Below are 13,050 nucleotides of genomic sequence, written 5' to 3' on the forward strand. Positions count from 1 at the left end.
GCGAGACGACGAGCACGCCCGTGGGCGCTACCGGCGCTCATCGACCGGTAAAGGTCGGCCGAAGACGACCACAAGCGGAACCGGCCGTACCGCACTCCGGCCCGAATCCTGTGCGTGTTGCGGCGCCGGTTGTTGATCCGGTTCCCGGGCCGGACGTTCGTGTTCGCTGGGGGCTCGGGGTATGAACCGAGGCCATTCACAGTGGCCACCCTATGTTTTGGCTGCCGCTTTTACGACTGATAGCTCTCCTTGTTGCCAGCCAACAATCGAGCAGTCGACACATGTGTGCTCGTGTCTTCGATGCGCTCGAGCTTATTTTTCGTGGGCTTTCGCGCGGGTGTTTTTTAACCTTTTTCAGGTTAATCTTCTCGGCCCAGGTGCGCAGGAGCGGGGCCAGTTCGGCGCCCGACATGTTTCCGAACGCGGCCCATTTGGTGGACGGGAGGGCGATCAGCAATGCCCGGGTACACGGTCGCCAACTCGAGGGCCACGTAGTACCCGAACACCTAGCTCGCGACCACATCCGCCCCATGTACCGCCCGCATCGCGGCCTTGAGCGCCGCCAGCACGTTGTACCCCACCACTGCCACCGCGAACCCGAACAGCGCGGCCTTCGGATACCCGAGTGTGTTCACCTCGCACCGCCGCGCCACGGTCAACTCGTGGAACGCGCCTTCGATGGCACACCGACCCCGATACAAGACCGCTACCACCGCCGCGCCCGCCTCGTCCTCCGGCACGTTGGTCAGGATCTCGATCTCCGCGTCCCCGTCTCCAGTCGGATGGTCCAACCGCACCCGCAGCACCGGCTCCCCGCCCACGCACACCGGCCGCTCGCTCACCCACCCGGTCTCGGTGCGCACTTCCGGGGTCCATTCCCCGGCCGGGTCGAGTGCAGTGGTCCCGTGTCGGCGGATCGCGAAGAACGCAACCCGCTGATCAATTCGGGACACGAACTCGGCGGTGCAGAAGTTGCGATCCGCGACCCACAGCGGGCAACGGGCCGACGGTGCGCCCGCGGGCCACCCGGAGCCGCTTCTGGGTGGCCCCCAGGTGATTCCCGTCCAGAACCCGAACAACCCGGCCGGACAGCACCGGCGGGCGCTCCCCACCCAACTGCCGGATCAGCTCGTGGCACCGATCCGCCACATGCCGCACCAGCTCCGCCGACACCGCCGTCTCGATGTTCTGCAGCTTCTCGTACACCGACTTCAGGGACACCGGGATCCGATCGGCCATCTGCTGATACGCCGACTGCACATGATACGCCTTGCCGCACACCACCGCGCCTATCAGTTCCACCACCGTGGAGAACAGCAGCTCGCGCGTGTACCCGCGCTCCGCCACCCGCGCGAACAGCGCATCCAGGGCCGAAGCCGATAGCCGGTTGCGGCCTTGTTCCGCTCCGCTGGGTGTTCATGCGGGACGCCACCGGCACGCACCGCCGGTGGCTCTGGGACGAAGCCCTTGTACCACAGGCCGGAAATGGCACGCTACTGAAGGAACTCCCGGAACCCGTTCGCGAACCCGTACTCACCACGCTCGCACCGGCCACATGACAGTCCCGGAATCGGCATCAGTCGAGTTCAGCAACCCTCACGCTACCTCATACTGCCTGCACCGTTACACGTCGCCGTCCATGTCGGCCCAGTCTTTGGGCTGGAGCCAGTAGCGAGTCAGGTCGGCCTCCGGCGTTCCCGGGCCCGGCGTGTAATCGTAGATGTACCGCACCACCGGCGGCAGGCTCATCAAGATGCTTTCCGTGCGACCGTTGGTCTTCAGGCCGAACACCGTGCCGCGGTCGTACACGAGGTTGAACTCCACGTACCGCCCGCGCCGGTACTCTTGAAAGAACCGCTGCTCGGGCGTGTAGCTCAGCCCTTTCCGGCGGTCCACGATCGGCACGTAAGCCTCCACGAACGCGTCCCCGGCTCGCCGCACGAACGCGAACGCGTCCTCGGTGGCGTCCATGTAGTCGAAGAAGATGCCGCCCACGCCGCGCGCCTCGTTGCGGTGCTTCAGGTGGAAGTACTCGTCGCAATCCTTCTTCATCTTCGCGTAGTCGGCGACCGTCGGGTGCGCGTCACACGCCCGCTTCCAGGTCTTGTGGAAGTGAACCACGTCCTCCTTGAACGGGTAATACGGCGTGAGGTCGCCGCCGCCCCCGAACCACGCCTTCGACCCGTGCGTGAGGTAGCGGAAGTTCGCGTGGACCGTCGGCACCAGCGGGTTGTGCGGGTGCAGCACCAGCGAGACGCCCACCGCCGTAAAGCTCAACCCGTCGCCCGGCATCTGTTTGGCGAACTCCGGTGCGAACTCGCCGTACACCTCGGAGTAGTTCACGCCGCCCTTCTCGAACACCGCGCCGTTCTCGATCACCCGCGTGCGCCCGCCCCCGCCCCCGGGCCGGGTCCAACTGTCCTCGCGGAACGTTGCGCCCCCGTCCGCGGCCGCGAGTGCGGCACAAATGCGGTCCTGAAGCCCCTTGAGGTACTCGGCAGCACGGGGGTGCATGGCAACTCTCCGAGAGTTAATTGTGGACAACGAGGTTCTATTTGTCTTTTCGGCAGATGGCAAATGCCGCCCGGAGCGCGTATTCTAATCGGTGCCACATTACTCGTTCGGAGTCCCCATAATGCGGTACGCATTGGCCCTGGTCGCCGCGGCCCTGGTCGCGCCCGCCGCCCTTCGGGCGGCCGACCCGCCGGTCACGTTCCAGACGCAACCGCTCAACCGCGTTCTGGACGACGTTCGGGCCGCCGCCGACCTGATCGGCGGCGAACGGGCGGTCAAAGGCTTCAACGACAAGATCAAAGAAGAGTTCGGGGACAAGGGGTTCGAGGGGCTCGACCTGAGCCGCCCGATCGCGGGCTACGTTCAGCTCGCGCCGAAGGCGGCGGACGCCGTCGCGGTGATCGCGTTCCCGGTCACCAACGAGAAGGACTTCGTCGAGCTGTGCGACCGGGTGCTCGAGTTCCCGCCGAAGAGCCTGGGCAAGGGCATGTACGCGCTGCCGGCGATCGACCCGAAGCACAAGGCGCGCATGAAGTTCGCCGACGGGCACGCGTACGTGGCCTACGGCGTGAACCCCGAACCGGCGCTCGACGCGAAAGCCCTCGTCCCCCTCAACAAGGTGATCGACCCGGCCGACCAGGCCATCTTCGCGAGCAAGTTCCACTTCGACCGCCTCACGCCCGAGGTGAAGCTGGCGATCCCGGGCGTGATCGCCGAGCTCCGCAAGGAACTCGGCCTGGACGGCAAGGACGGGCCGGACGTTACCGGGGTGACCCGCGTTGACAACAAGTTGATTATTCCCGTGATCGAGCAGTTCGAGAAGATGTTCACGCGGTACGCCCTCCTGCTCGGCGGGGGCGAGTCCGCGGCGCTCCGCGTCGGGCTCGACGTGGCCGCCGGGGAGTTCGCGGTCGAGGCGACGCTGAAGGGCAAGCCCGACACCCTGCTCGCGACCGCCATCGCGGCCCGGAAGCCCACGGGCAACAAATTCGCCTCGCTCCTCACTCCCGACACGGTCGCCGGGTTCAAAACGCGCCTGCCGTTCTTCAACGACGAGCTGCGCACCGCGACCGTCAAGGGGATCGAAGCGGCCCAGAAGGAGGCCGGCGCGCCGCCGATCGGCAAGGACCTCGTGGACGAGCTGTTCAAGGGGCTGATCCGCACCGTGAAGACCGGCGAGGTGGACGTGGTCGGTGCGGTCCGCGGGCCGAGCAAGACCGGCGATTACGACCTGGTCGTGGCGGTCGCGTTCGACGACCCCGCGGCGCTGGGTAAGGAGTTCAAGAAGCTGGTCGAGAGCGGGACCGTTCCGATTGAAGGCAACCGGTTCAAGTGGGACGCGGACAAGCTCGGGAAGGTCGACATCCACACGTTCAAAATGCCCGAGGGCCGCGACTTCTTCGACTTCAACAAGCCGTTCGGGGACGAAAAGGCGACGCTCGCGTTCGCCTTCGCGCCGACCGGGGTGTTCGTGGTGGTGGGCGCGGACCCCGTCCCCGCCATGAAGGCCGCGCTGGCGGTCAAGCCCGTCGAGTCCCCTGTGCTGGACGTGGTGCTCAACCCGGCTCGCATGAAGAAGTTCGTGGAGAAGGCCGGTGGCCCCGGTCTGGAAGTCGAGCGGGCGCTGGGCGCGGAGGACAAGCTGCTGTCCGCGGCGTCGCTCGACGTCACCGGCGGGAAGGAACTCAAGGTGCGGTTCGGGCTCAACCTGCGGGTGTTCCCGAAGGCCATCTTCGCGGGCGAGGACGGCAAGCCGCAAACGGAATCGGTCCCGTTCAAGAAGTGACGGAACGCGCCGTCCGTCGGCCCCCAGGTCAGACGGGCGGCGCCCTTTTCTGATGCCCGCGGCGGTCACGGTCGCCGCTGCAACCGTAGGCCGGCTGTCGCCGCCCGCGTGTCTACGGTGCCGGGTGGTAGCAGACTGAATTGTCGGCACATCGGTCATTTCCCCACCCTATTTCCCCTCAAATTGCACTTCCAGAAGTTCGCGCCCCATCGCGTGTGGTGTTCGGGACCGGCCTTCCGTCCGAGGGAAGGCGCCCCTTCACGCGGATCGATTCGACGCAAGCGGCAGAAATACAACACGATACGTATTGTGACCCGGTCGCCATTGTGTCCGCCCCCGCTTGGCTGCGGGGCTCTCACATGGGGCTCAATCGCTTGATTCGGTGGTAGCAGCCACCCAGCGAACTACCAGCGAATCGCCAGTCCGACGGCAGCGAATGTCCAGTTCGCGACCCAGTCGGCAGTAATCGGTAGCGCTGTACCCCCCGTTACAGCGCTACCGACCGATGCGGGGAACGAGTAACCGCGTTCCCCGCATCGGCCGGCTTCAAATCTTCCACTTCGTCCGCGGTTCGCGGGACAGTTCCTTGTTCGCCGCTTCGTCGCCAACGAACAGTTCCTTCGCCGGGTCCCACTTCAACTTGCGCTTGAGCCGGTAACCGATATTACCCAGATGGCAGATGCTCGCGGAGCGGTGACCGGTCTCGGCCGGACAGATGGTCTCCTTCCCGCTGCGGACGCACTCCAGCCAGTTTTTCTTGTGGTCGGTGCTCGGGTAGGCGCGCTTCTCCTTCTCGCCGATCGGCTCCTTGAGAATCGTGTCGGGCAGGCTGCTGATGCCGCCGCGGCTCACCAGGATGGTGCCCTCGGTGCCCTCGAACACACAATCGGCCTTGATCTCCCTGCCGTCCTTCCCCTTCTCGAACTCGTTGTGGACCACCACCACGCCGCTGGCGTAGACGAACCGCAGCCCGCGGTCGCTCTTCTTTTCCGGCGGGAGCACCTCGACCGGGCCGCTCGTGTCCGTGCCCATCGCCCACTGCGCGATGTCGAAGTGGTGCGCGCCCATGTCGGCGAGTTGCCCGCCGGCGTACTCCTGGTAGTCGCGCCACGCGGGGAAGTGGCCGTGGACACCCTTCGGACACAGGACCGAGCTGTACTCGCGCTCCGGCGCCGGCCCGAGCCACATGTCCCAGTCGGTGCCCGCCGGCTTCTCCTCGCCCTTCAGGTCGCACGGCCGGGCCGCGGCGCCGACGCCGATGCGGACCGTCTTCAGCTTGCCGATGCGGCCGTTCCACACGTACTCGACGGCCTTGCGGAAGTGACCGCCGAACTCGCTCCGCTGCTGACTACCGGTCTGGAACACGACCTTCGCCTTCGCGACCTCGTTCACGATCCAGCGGCCGTCCGCGAGGTTCTGGGTGAGCGGCTTCTCGCAGTAAATGTGCTTCCCGGCGCGGGCCGCGAGGACGGCGGGGATGGCGTGCCAGTGGTCCGGGGTGGCGATCACCACCGCGTCGATGCCCTTGTCGGCGATCAGGTCGCGAAAGTCCGGGTACGTTTTGACGCCCTTGTAGACGCCCGATTTGATCTGTTCGGCGTACCGCTTCTCGATGGTCTGTTTGGCGCTGTCGGTGCGCTCCTTCACAACGTCGGACACCGCGACCACTTGCACGTCGCCGCGGCCGAGGAACCCGCCGAGGTGCCCGCGGCCCATCGTGCCGACGCCGATGAACCCGAGGGTCAGTTTGTCGTTGGCGGCCCGCGCGTCGGCACGGCGGGAGAACACGAGAGGGGCTGCGGCGCTCGCGGCCAGGAACGTGCGGCGGGAGAGCATGGAAGGGCCTTTCGGGGGTGGGAAGGGAACGGGGAAGATCATAGCCCGGGCGCGAACGGGGCACAACCTTTGCAAACCTGTTCGCGTGCCCGCCGCCCGCACTGCGAACCGGGAGTCTCGACTCATGTCGTACACACTGTTCTTGGCGCCCGCACTTCTCCTCGCGCCCGCAAACCCAAACGGGGCGCCCGCGCCGATCGAGCTGACCGACCACACGGACGAGGTGTTCTCGCTTGTGTTCTCCCCGGACGGCAAGCGGCTCGCCTCCGCGAGCAAGGATCGAACGGTGCGCCTCTGGGACGCCGCCACCGGCGACGCCGGGGCGGTGCTGAAGGGCAACACCTCCGACGCGCTGCGGGTGGCGTTCGCCCCGGACGGAAAAACCGTCGCCTGTGCCGGCGCCGACGGCCACGTACACGTCTGGGAGGTGGCGAGCGGCAAAGCCGTACTGGCCTTCAAGGCGCACGCGAACTGGGCGTGCGGGCTCGCCTACAGTTCCGATGGCAAGCTCCTCGCAACGGCCGGCGCGGACAAGACCGCGGCGGTGTGGGACGCGGCCACCGGGGAAAGGCGGGTCACGTTCACCGGTCACCCGGCGGAGGTGTGGGCGGTGGCGTTCGCCCCGGACGGAAAAACCGTTGCGTCCGCCGGAAAGGACAAAGCGATCCGCCTCTGGAGCGCCGCGACCGCGGAGGAGCGGCAGAGCCTGACCGGCCACGGCGGTGAGGTGTTCACGCTCGCGTTCCGCGACGCGAACACACTCCTGAGCTGCTCCGGCGACAAGTCCGCGTGCGTGTGGGACCTCAACAAGGGCGAGGCGACCGCCCGGCTGGCGGGCCACACGGCCGGGGTGTTCACGGTCGCACTGTGCGAGGGGCGGGCTTTCACCGCGAGCGACGACCGGAGCGCACGCGTGTGGGACCTGGCGACCGGCAAGCAAGTGGCCGCGCTCCCGAACCACAAGAGCGGGGTGTACGCGGTGGCCGTGAGTGCGGACGGGAAGACCGTCGCGACCGCGGGCAAGGACCGGCTCATCCGGCTTTACCCCCGGGCCAAGTGAGCGGAACCCGGTGCCCCGTCGGGAACCCCGGGTTGGTGCTTCGACCGCCGCCCGGATTCACTTCCCCAACAGGTGCTTGTCGAACCAGTCAGCGAACCCTTTCACGTCGTTGGCGAACGCCGGGCCGCCGTGCCCGGCGCCCTTTCGCACTTCCAGCACGCACGGCACCTTGTTCTCGTTCAACTTCGCGATGATGAGTTCGGCCTGCTGGATCGGCACCAGGGTGTCCGCGTCGCCGTGGACGATCAGCGCCGGGGCCGAGTCCTTGGTCACGTGGTACACCGGCGAGATCTGCTTCGCGATGGCCTTGCGCCGCTCCCGGTCCGCGATCACGACGAGCTTGTTCGTCTCCTTCTCGCGCTCCCAGAAGTCGAACGGGGGGCGAAAGTTTTTGAGGGTGCCTTCGCCGAGCGCGACGTTGCCCTCTTTGCCGTAGTTGAGGAAGTCGGTGGGCGGGAAGAAGCACGCGACCGCCGCCACCTTCGACGATTGCCGCTCGACGGCGTCCAGTGCCTTCGGGTCACCCTCCTTGGGCGCGCACCCCTGCATCAGCGACAGGTGCCCGCCGGCGGACCCGCCCGCGATCCCAAGCTTGTCCGGGTCCACGTTGTACTTCTTCGCGTTCGCCTTGATGAACCGCACCGCCCGGTGCATGTCGTCGAGTACCTCCGGGATCGTGAACTTCGGCTGACTACCGTGGATCACCGCGAACACCGTGTACCCGCGGTCGGTGAACACGCGGGCGCCGGCGGCCGGCACCGTTTCCTTGCTTGAGAACCACCCCCCGCTGACGCACCAGATGACACCCCGGCCGTTCGCCTTATCCTTGTCCTTCGGCGCGAACACGTCCATCGTCATCGCGAGGCCGTACTTGCGCCCGTAGATCACGTCCTCGGTGCGAACGGGACCGTCCTGGCCGAACGCCGTGGGTGCAAGGGCGAGAGCCGCGAGCGCGGCGGGAAGGAAGCGGGAGAGCATTGCTGCGCGCCTGGGGTTACGAGCGGGCGGAACCGGTCCGATGATACGCGGGCGCGGGGCGGACCGGTAGCGGTTATTGGTACCGACGCGCCGTCCCATTCTGAATGCGCGTACCCGGTAATACGGCCGCTGTCTTGACGAGCCGAGAGCGAGGCACGAACGCGCGATGAGGTTGCGAAGACCGTTTTTGACAGGATGAACAGGATTTAAAATCGGTCTGTCTCATCCTGTTTATCCTGTTCATCCTGTCAAAAACGGTCTTCCGAAGCGTGCGCCCCGCACGGGCCGCAAAAAACACCAGCTCACGTACACACGTCTCGGCCGCGTGTTGGACCACGTCCCACGCCGCCGACGAATCGCTCATGCTACACCGGCCCGACACGCCCCGGTTCGGCGTCCGGGGTACGTCCGCGGCTGGCGCTCCCGGGCCGAGCGGCCAGCACGACCGCACCGTGCAGCGAGCCGGCTAGCCACCCCCCAAGCAGACAGAACCCGGAGAACCCGATAGCCCCGTTGGGCAGGTCGGCGCCCATCCACGGCCCGACGGCCCCACCGACGGCGAACGCCCCGACCGCCCACCAGAACACGTAGCGACCGTGAACCCGGTGCCGCTCAGACTTGGCCCCGATGTCGCGCCGCAGGGCTCGACCGACCGCGAACACAACGGCCAGCGCGACCGCGTGGTCGCCCAGGTATGACAGGTACGCTTCCACCGTCCGTGCCCTCGTGCGCCAAGCATCAGTCCCGCCGGCCCGTCCACAACCTTTTCGTAGGCGGCAGTGCCCGGACAGCCACCGGGATCAGTTCCGGTGATCCTGACCAGTGCGACTTCTGAGGCCAGCCCGATTAACAAGAAGATCTTGACAAGATCGACAAGATAAACAGGATTCGAGATGCGTCAATGATTATCACGTTTATCAGGTCGATCCTGCCAAAATTCGTCTTCGTAAACACGAAACCCGCACGGGCCGGAGGAAACCCGCGACCATGCGCCCATTCCGCCGCCAGCTATTACAATGCGTAAACGAATCTGTAAATCGATCGCTCCCGAATTCGCCCGTCAGAGCTGAAGTCCAGGTCGATTCGGATCTCGGCCGATTCCAGGAAACTGTCGTTCCGAATTTGCGCGTGAAGGCTTATCTTCCGCCCCTCGGGGTCTGTGCCCACCGTTGCCTCAATGCCGTGCGAGGCGAACCAAGCCTCTGCCTGTGCCCATGTGCTGCCGTCCGGTAGCCGCTCGTTCAGATCGGCCTCCAGTTGCTCGACCCGGATGCCGTTCTTGGGTTCGTCCCCGCAGAAGACCAACCAAGTGCCGCCCGCGACCACGCACAGCCCCAGGGTAACGGTTAGCAGCAGGCCGACATAGAAACCGGGTGCTGGCTTTCCCCTGTCCATCCGCGCCCTCCGGAAGCAGAACATCCCACTCATTGACCCGCCCGAGCCTCCGTGCGGCAACGGCGCGCAAAGGGGCAACGGAAAACGCACGACACGGTCGGGGCCGGTGCCGTCCCGGCTACGCTTCTACGCGACCGCAAAGCGTCGGCCAAGGTATCGCGAAGACCTCTCGGGACCGGACCATTCTTCGCCCTTGAAAACGGGTCCACTTGGGCCTTGAACGCTGCTGGATAGTTCTTCCGCTCGCCCCCGATCGGTTCCCCGTTTCCGCGGCCTTCGTTATATCTTAACGGACGATTCAGTTTTCGTGTCTCACTGCAATGCCACTTGCCGGACCAAACCGACGCCAGTCTTTTCAAGTTCGGGCCGTACCGCGGTTCCGGCCTGGAGTGTGGTCCGCTCACTCCGTGAGCGGTCGCTCTGCGTATCTGATCCGCTCCCGGTATCATCAGCTCCGTCGTTGTGCGCAACGCGCATCCGAGATGCCGAACGACCGCTCACGGAGTGAGCGGACCACACTCAGAACCAGCGCACCGTTCCGAGGTGCGAACTCGAAACGACTGGACGCAACTTCACCCGATACGAAACGAAGGATACCCATGACCGACTCCCGCTCCTTTGCCATCGATGTGTTCCGAACCGTGTGCGACCGGTTCGCCGCCAAGGCGGCTGAGTTGCGACTGCTGGTGGAAACCACCTCTTCATTCGAGGAGTGGCTCAACTGGGAGGCCTTTCTAGCCTGTAAGCTCGCTGAAACGAATTACCCGTTCAGCGAGGTCGCCGCCAAACCCACGTATGCGAGCGAGGGTGTGCCGAACGACGACTCTCGCCGCGACCGCGGGGGCTTGCGCGTCGGCGGCCCCGACAACGGCGCTCACCACTGCTGGGCGTTCGCCGAGTTCGTTCTCGTCCACGACGGGAACCGTGCGGGCGGAGAATGGCGGCGGGAGTTCGTAAGCGGCACAGACCGGCTGCTCCGGCTCGGGTGGAAAAAGTCCGCTGCCCTCCTGGTTGTGGTGACGGCGAGCGGTGGCGGCATGTCGCCGGACGCCCCGGGCTGGGATCGGCCTTCGCTCACCGATCCGTTCGTCATCCCGCTGCCGGGTGGCGGAACGGTCGTCCTGACGGCGTTCGACATCAAGCAGAACCCGGCCGACACGCTCGCGGTGCCGGCCGGATGAGGGGCGTCACTTCGCGCGCGGCTTGAGGATGTCGCCCAGCACGTCCGCGTGCGACGGCACCCGCTCCAGGTCCAGGTAACGCAGCCCGTCGGCGTACGGCACCACCACGGCGCGGAAGTCCTCGCCGTCTTCAACCAGTAGCTCGACCTTCTTGCGGGCCACGCTGTCGGCGATGGCGTCCCGCAGCCGGTTCGCGCTGAACTTCTTGCCGTTGACGCCGATCACCTTCATGCCCGGCGACAGGCCCGCCTTGTCCGCCGGCAGCCCCGGGTCAACGCTCGCGATCACCCCGCCGGGCGCCGACATCCCCAGCGAGTCCGCGGCGGGGTTGTCCGGTGGCGCGCTCGGCCGCCCCGCGCCGGGCGCCTTGTCGGTGTACTTCAGCCGGTAGCCGAGTCGGTCCACCACCTCCAGCGGGAGCGACTCCTGCGGCGCCGCCACCCGCCGCTGGAGGAACGGCTCCCAGTCGTACTCGGCCGTCGCCTTCAGGTCCCGCACCACGTCCGCGAGTTCGTACCCGGCGACCGTTTTCTTGCCCGGCACGGCCGCGAAGAACCGCTTGCAGAAGTCGTCGAGCGACTTCGCCCCCTCGGTCTTCTCGCGGATGATGGCGTCGCACTCGTACCAGAGCAGCATCCCTTCCATGTAAAAGTCCTGCAAGCGGCGCAACTGGTTCCACGAGTTGCCGGGGTTGCGGGACAGGTGCGCCGCGACCGCGGTGTCTTCCAGGGGCCGCCACTGCCGCCCGGCGGTGCGGGACAGCGAGCGGATCTTGCCGGTCATCGTCAGCCGGTACTCGTCCGGGGTGAGCAGCCCGGCCCGCACCGACAGCACCTCGCCCAGGTACTCGGTCAGCCCCTCGTACACCCACAGCAGCTTGGTCTTCTGCGGGGTGTTGAAGTCCGGCGTGACCATCGCTGCCGGGCGCCGGTACTTGCCGCACCAGGAGTGGGCGTACTCGTGCGGCAGCAGGTTCGCCAGCCACCACCCCTTGCGGAGCCGCTCGTCCACCAGCCCGCGTTCGCCCACACCGTTGAGGCTGCACGACAGGTGCTCCAGCCCGAACTGGCCGAGGGTGTCGCTGCACACCACCAGGAAGTGGTACTCCGGGTAGTGCGCGACGCCGAACAGCGCCCACGCCTCCCGCACCAGCCGGGAGTACAGGTCCACGATCTTCGGGTCCAGGTTCAGCACCTCCGGCGATTCGGATGTCACGTGCAAGAACGCGGGCGGCCCGCCGCCGGCGTCGAGCTTGAACGTCTTCAGGTGCCGGCCAGCGATGAGCGGGCAGTCCACCAGCGTGGTGAGTGAGGCGGTGCCGAACGTCACGACGTCGCCCTTGCCCTTCTCGCCGTCCGCCTTCAGCGCGGTGGCGTACTTCCACCCGGCGGGCAGTTGCAGCCGCACGTTCACCGGCTGGTCGTCGGCCGCCGGCCCTTCCGGATAGATGAGGCACGTGTTCCAGTTGATGACGCCGAGGTCCGGGGTGCCGACGGTGTGGGTGCCGGCGCGGTCAGCCCCGGCCGACTCGCAAACCGTGTCTAGTTTCACGCGAAGCTTGGTAGTGCCGTCCGGGACCGTGACGACGAAGCGGTACAGATCAACCTCGTCGCGGGTCCAGCGCACGACGGTGCCGTTGTCGGTCTCGATCCGGAGCCCGGCCACGTCCTCGACCCGGCCGTGCGGGCCGTGCGAGCCGGGGAACCACTTGGGGTACACCAGCCGCAGCGGGCCGGGCTTGCACGGGATGTCGAGTGTGGTGTGAACGAGGCGCCGCGGGAGTTCGCGGGCGTCAACTTCGATGGCCAGCGCGGGCGCGTCGGCGCCCACCGCCGGGAGCACCGTGACGCATAGGGCCGCAACCGCGGCGGCGGAACGGACGAACGACATAAGGTTTTTGCCCAGTTGGGTTAATTGCCGTCCCGCCAGCGTAACCGAGGCGGCCCCGCGCGGCCATGCTCTGCGCGAGGGTTCCACCGAGTTCCCGCCCGAAGGAGAAGCCGCTCGCACGGCCGCAAATGGTCTGCGGTCTGCGAATGCGCAAGACATCGCGCCACACCCTTCAGATGGCACGGGACCGACGTTGACGTGTCCCGAGGGCGTAATAGGTTTTTGAGACGTGTGATTCGGTGGTAGCAACCGCCCAGCGAATTGGTAGCGAACTGCCAGTCGGACGGGAGCGAGTGTCCAGTCGATGCCCCTGTCGGTTGCGACCGATCGGCGCTGTAACGGGCGTTACAGCACCGACGGGCGGGGGCAAACTCACGATACGCTTTTGTGGTTTGGAGTGTGGCCCGCTC

11 protein-coding genes are annotated in these 13,050 nt (G+C 66.6%); 3 read left to right on the forward strand and 8 right to left on the reverse strand.

Features of this window, described 5'->3' with window-relative positions:
• Window positions 1–506 precede the first annotated feature (506 nt).
• From R5W23_RS22345 to hemF, 3 genes are all read right to left on the reverse strand, one after another.
• A complete protein-coding gene (locus R5W23_RS22345; protein WP_320688204.1) occupies window positions 507–953 on the reverse strand; it encodes a hypothetical protein in 447 nt (148 codons plus the stop codon).
• Entirely contained in the window at window positions 940–1,347 is a 408-nt protein-coding gene (locus tag R5W23_RS22350; RefSeq protein WP_320688205.1) for a hypothetical protein, read from the reverse strand. Before R5W23_RS22350 ends, R5W23_RS22345 begins: the two co-directional genes overlap by 14 nt.
• Before the next feature lie 276 nt (window positions 1,348–1,623).
• Window positions 1,624–2,514 (reverse strand): oxygen-dependent coproporphyrinogen oxidase, encoded by an 891-nt coding sequence (gene hemF, locus R5W23_RS22355; RefSeq protein WP_320688206.1) that lies wholly within the window; start codon window positions 2,512–2,514, stop codon window positions 1,624–1,626.
• Between the two features lie 121 nt (window positions 2,515–2,635).
• On the opposite strand from hemF, the gene R5W23_RS22360 reads away from it, so the two are divergent.
• On the forward strand, window positions 2,636–4,300 hold the full coding sequence (locus tag R5W23_RS22360; RefSeq protein ID WP_320688207.1) for a hypothetical protein: 1,665 nt from the start codon (window positions 2,636–2,638) through the stop codon (window positions 4,298–4,300).
• A 546-nt stretch (window positions 4,301–4,846) separates the two neighbouring features.
• On the opposite strand, the gene R5W23_RS22365 is transcribed toward R5W23_RS22360, so the two are convergent.
• Window positions 4,847–6,136 carry a Gfo/Idh/MocA family protein gene (locus R5W23_RS22365; RefSeq protein ID WP_320688208.1) on the reverse strand — a complete coding sequence of 430 codons (1,290 nt, stop codon included), beginning with the start codon at window positions 6,134–6,136 and terminating at the stop codon, window positions 4,847–4,849.
• 124 nt (window positions 6,137–6,260) lie between these two features.
• Here R5W23_RS22365 and R5W23_RS22370 point away from each other — a divergent pair, with 124 nt between their 5' ends.
• A complete protein-coding gene (locus R5W23_RS22370) occupies window positions 6,261–7,196 on the forward strand; it encodes a WD40 repeat domain-containing protein (protein ID WP_320688209.1) in 936 nt (311 codons plus the stop codon).
• Window positions 7,197–7,253: 57 nt separating this feature from the next.
• Here the strand turns inward: R5W23_RS22370 and R5W23_RS22375 are convergent, their stop codons facing one another.
• From R5W23_RS22375 to R5W23_RS22385, 3 genes are all read right to left on the reverse strand, one after another.
• A complete protein-coding gene (locus R5W23_RS22375; RefSeq protein ID WP_320688210.1) occupies window positions 7,254–8,174 on the reverse strand; it encodes an alpha/beta hydrolase in 921 nt (306 codons plus the stop codon).
• Window positions 8,175–8,539: 365 nt separating this feature from the next.
• Window positions 8,540–8,887, reverse strand: a complete 348-nt coding sequence (locus R5W23_RS22380; protein WP_320688211.1) for a hypothetical protein — start codon at window positions 8,885–8,887, stop codon at window positions 8,540–8,542.
• 298 nt (window positions 8,888–9,185) lie between these two features.
• Window positions 9,186–9,569, reverse strand: coding sequence for a hypothetical protein (locus R5W23_RS22385; protein WP_320688212.1), 384 nt, complete (start codon window positions 9,567–9,569; stop codon window positions 9,186–9,188).
• Between the two features lie 599 nt (window positions 9,570–10,168).
• On the opposite strand from R5W23_RS22385, the gene R5W23_RS22390 reads away from it, so the two are divergent.
• A complete protein-coding gene (locus R5W23_RS22390) occupies window positions 10,169–10,750 on the forward strand; it encodes a hypothetical protein (RefSeq protein ID WP_320688213.1) in 582 nt (193 codons plus the stop codon).
• A gap of 6 nt (window positions 10,751–10,756) precedes the next feature.
• Here R5W23_RS22390 and R5W23_RS22395 read toward each other — a convergent pair whose 3' ends face one another.
• On the reverse strand, window positions 10,757–12,640 hold the full coding sequence (locus R5W23_RS22395; RefSeq protein ID WP_320688214.1) for a M61 family metallopeptidase: 1,884 nt from the start codon (window positions 12,638–12,640) through the stop codon (window positions 10,757–10,759).
• Window positions 12,641–13,050: the final 410 nt, after the last annotated feature.

The sequence above is a fragment of the Gemmata algarum genome, assembly GCF_034097035.1.
GTDB classification, from domain to species: Bacteria; Planctomycetota; Planctomycetia; order Gemmatales; family Gemmataceae; genus Gemmata; species Gemmata algarum.

What these genes read in the sequence shown, in the direction of transcription:
- R5W23_RS22370 (WP_320688209.1), top strand. Translation starts at nt 6,261, where the DNA reads ATGTCGTACACACTGTTCTTGGCGCCCGCACTTCTCCTCGCGCCCGCA.
- R5W23_RS22365 (WP_320688208.1), bottom strand. Translation starts at nt 6,136, where the DNA reads ATGCTCTCCCGCCGCACGTTCCTGGCCGCGAGCGCCGCAGCCCCTCTC.
- R5W23_RS22395 (WP_320688214.1), bottom strand. Translation starts at nt 12,640, where the DNA reads ATGTCGTTCGTCCGTTCCGCCGCCGCGGTTGCGGCCCTATGCGTCACG.
- R5W23_RS22390 (WP_320688213.1), top strand. Translation starts at nt 10,169, where the DNA reads ATGACCGACTCCCGCTCCTTTGCCATCGATGTGTTCCGAACCGTGTGC.
- R5W23_RS22385 (WP_320688212.1), bottom strand. Translation starts at nt 9,569, where the DNA reads ATGGACAGGGGAAAGCCAGCACCCGGTTTCTATGTCGGCCTGCTGCTA.
- hemF (WP_320688206.1), bottom strand. Translation starts at nt 2,514, where the DNA reads ATGCACCCCCGTGCTGCCGAGTACCTCAAGGGGCTTCAGGACCGCATT.
- R5W23_RS22360 (WP_320688207.1), top strand. Translation starts at nt 2,636, where the DNA reads ATGCGGTACGCATTGGCCCTGGTCGCCGCGGCCCTGGTCGCGCCCGCC.
- R5W23_RS22375 (WP_320688210.1), bottom strand. Translation starts at nt 8,174, where the DNA reads ATGCTCTCCCGCTTCCTTCCCGCCGCGCTCGCGGCTCTCGCCCTTGCA.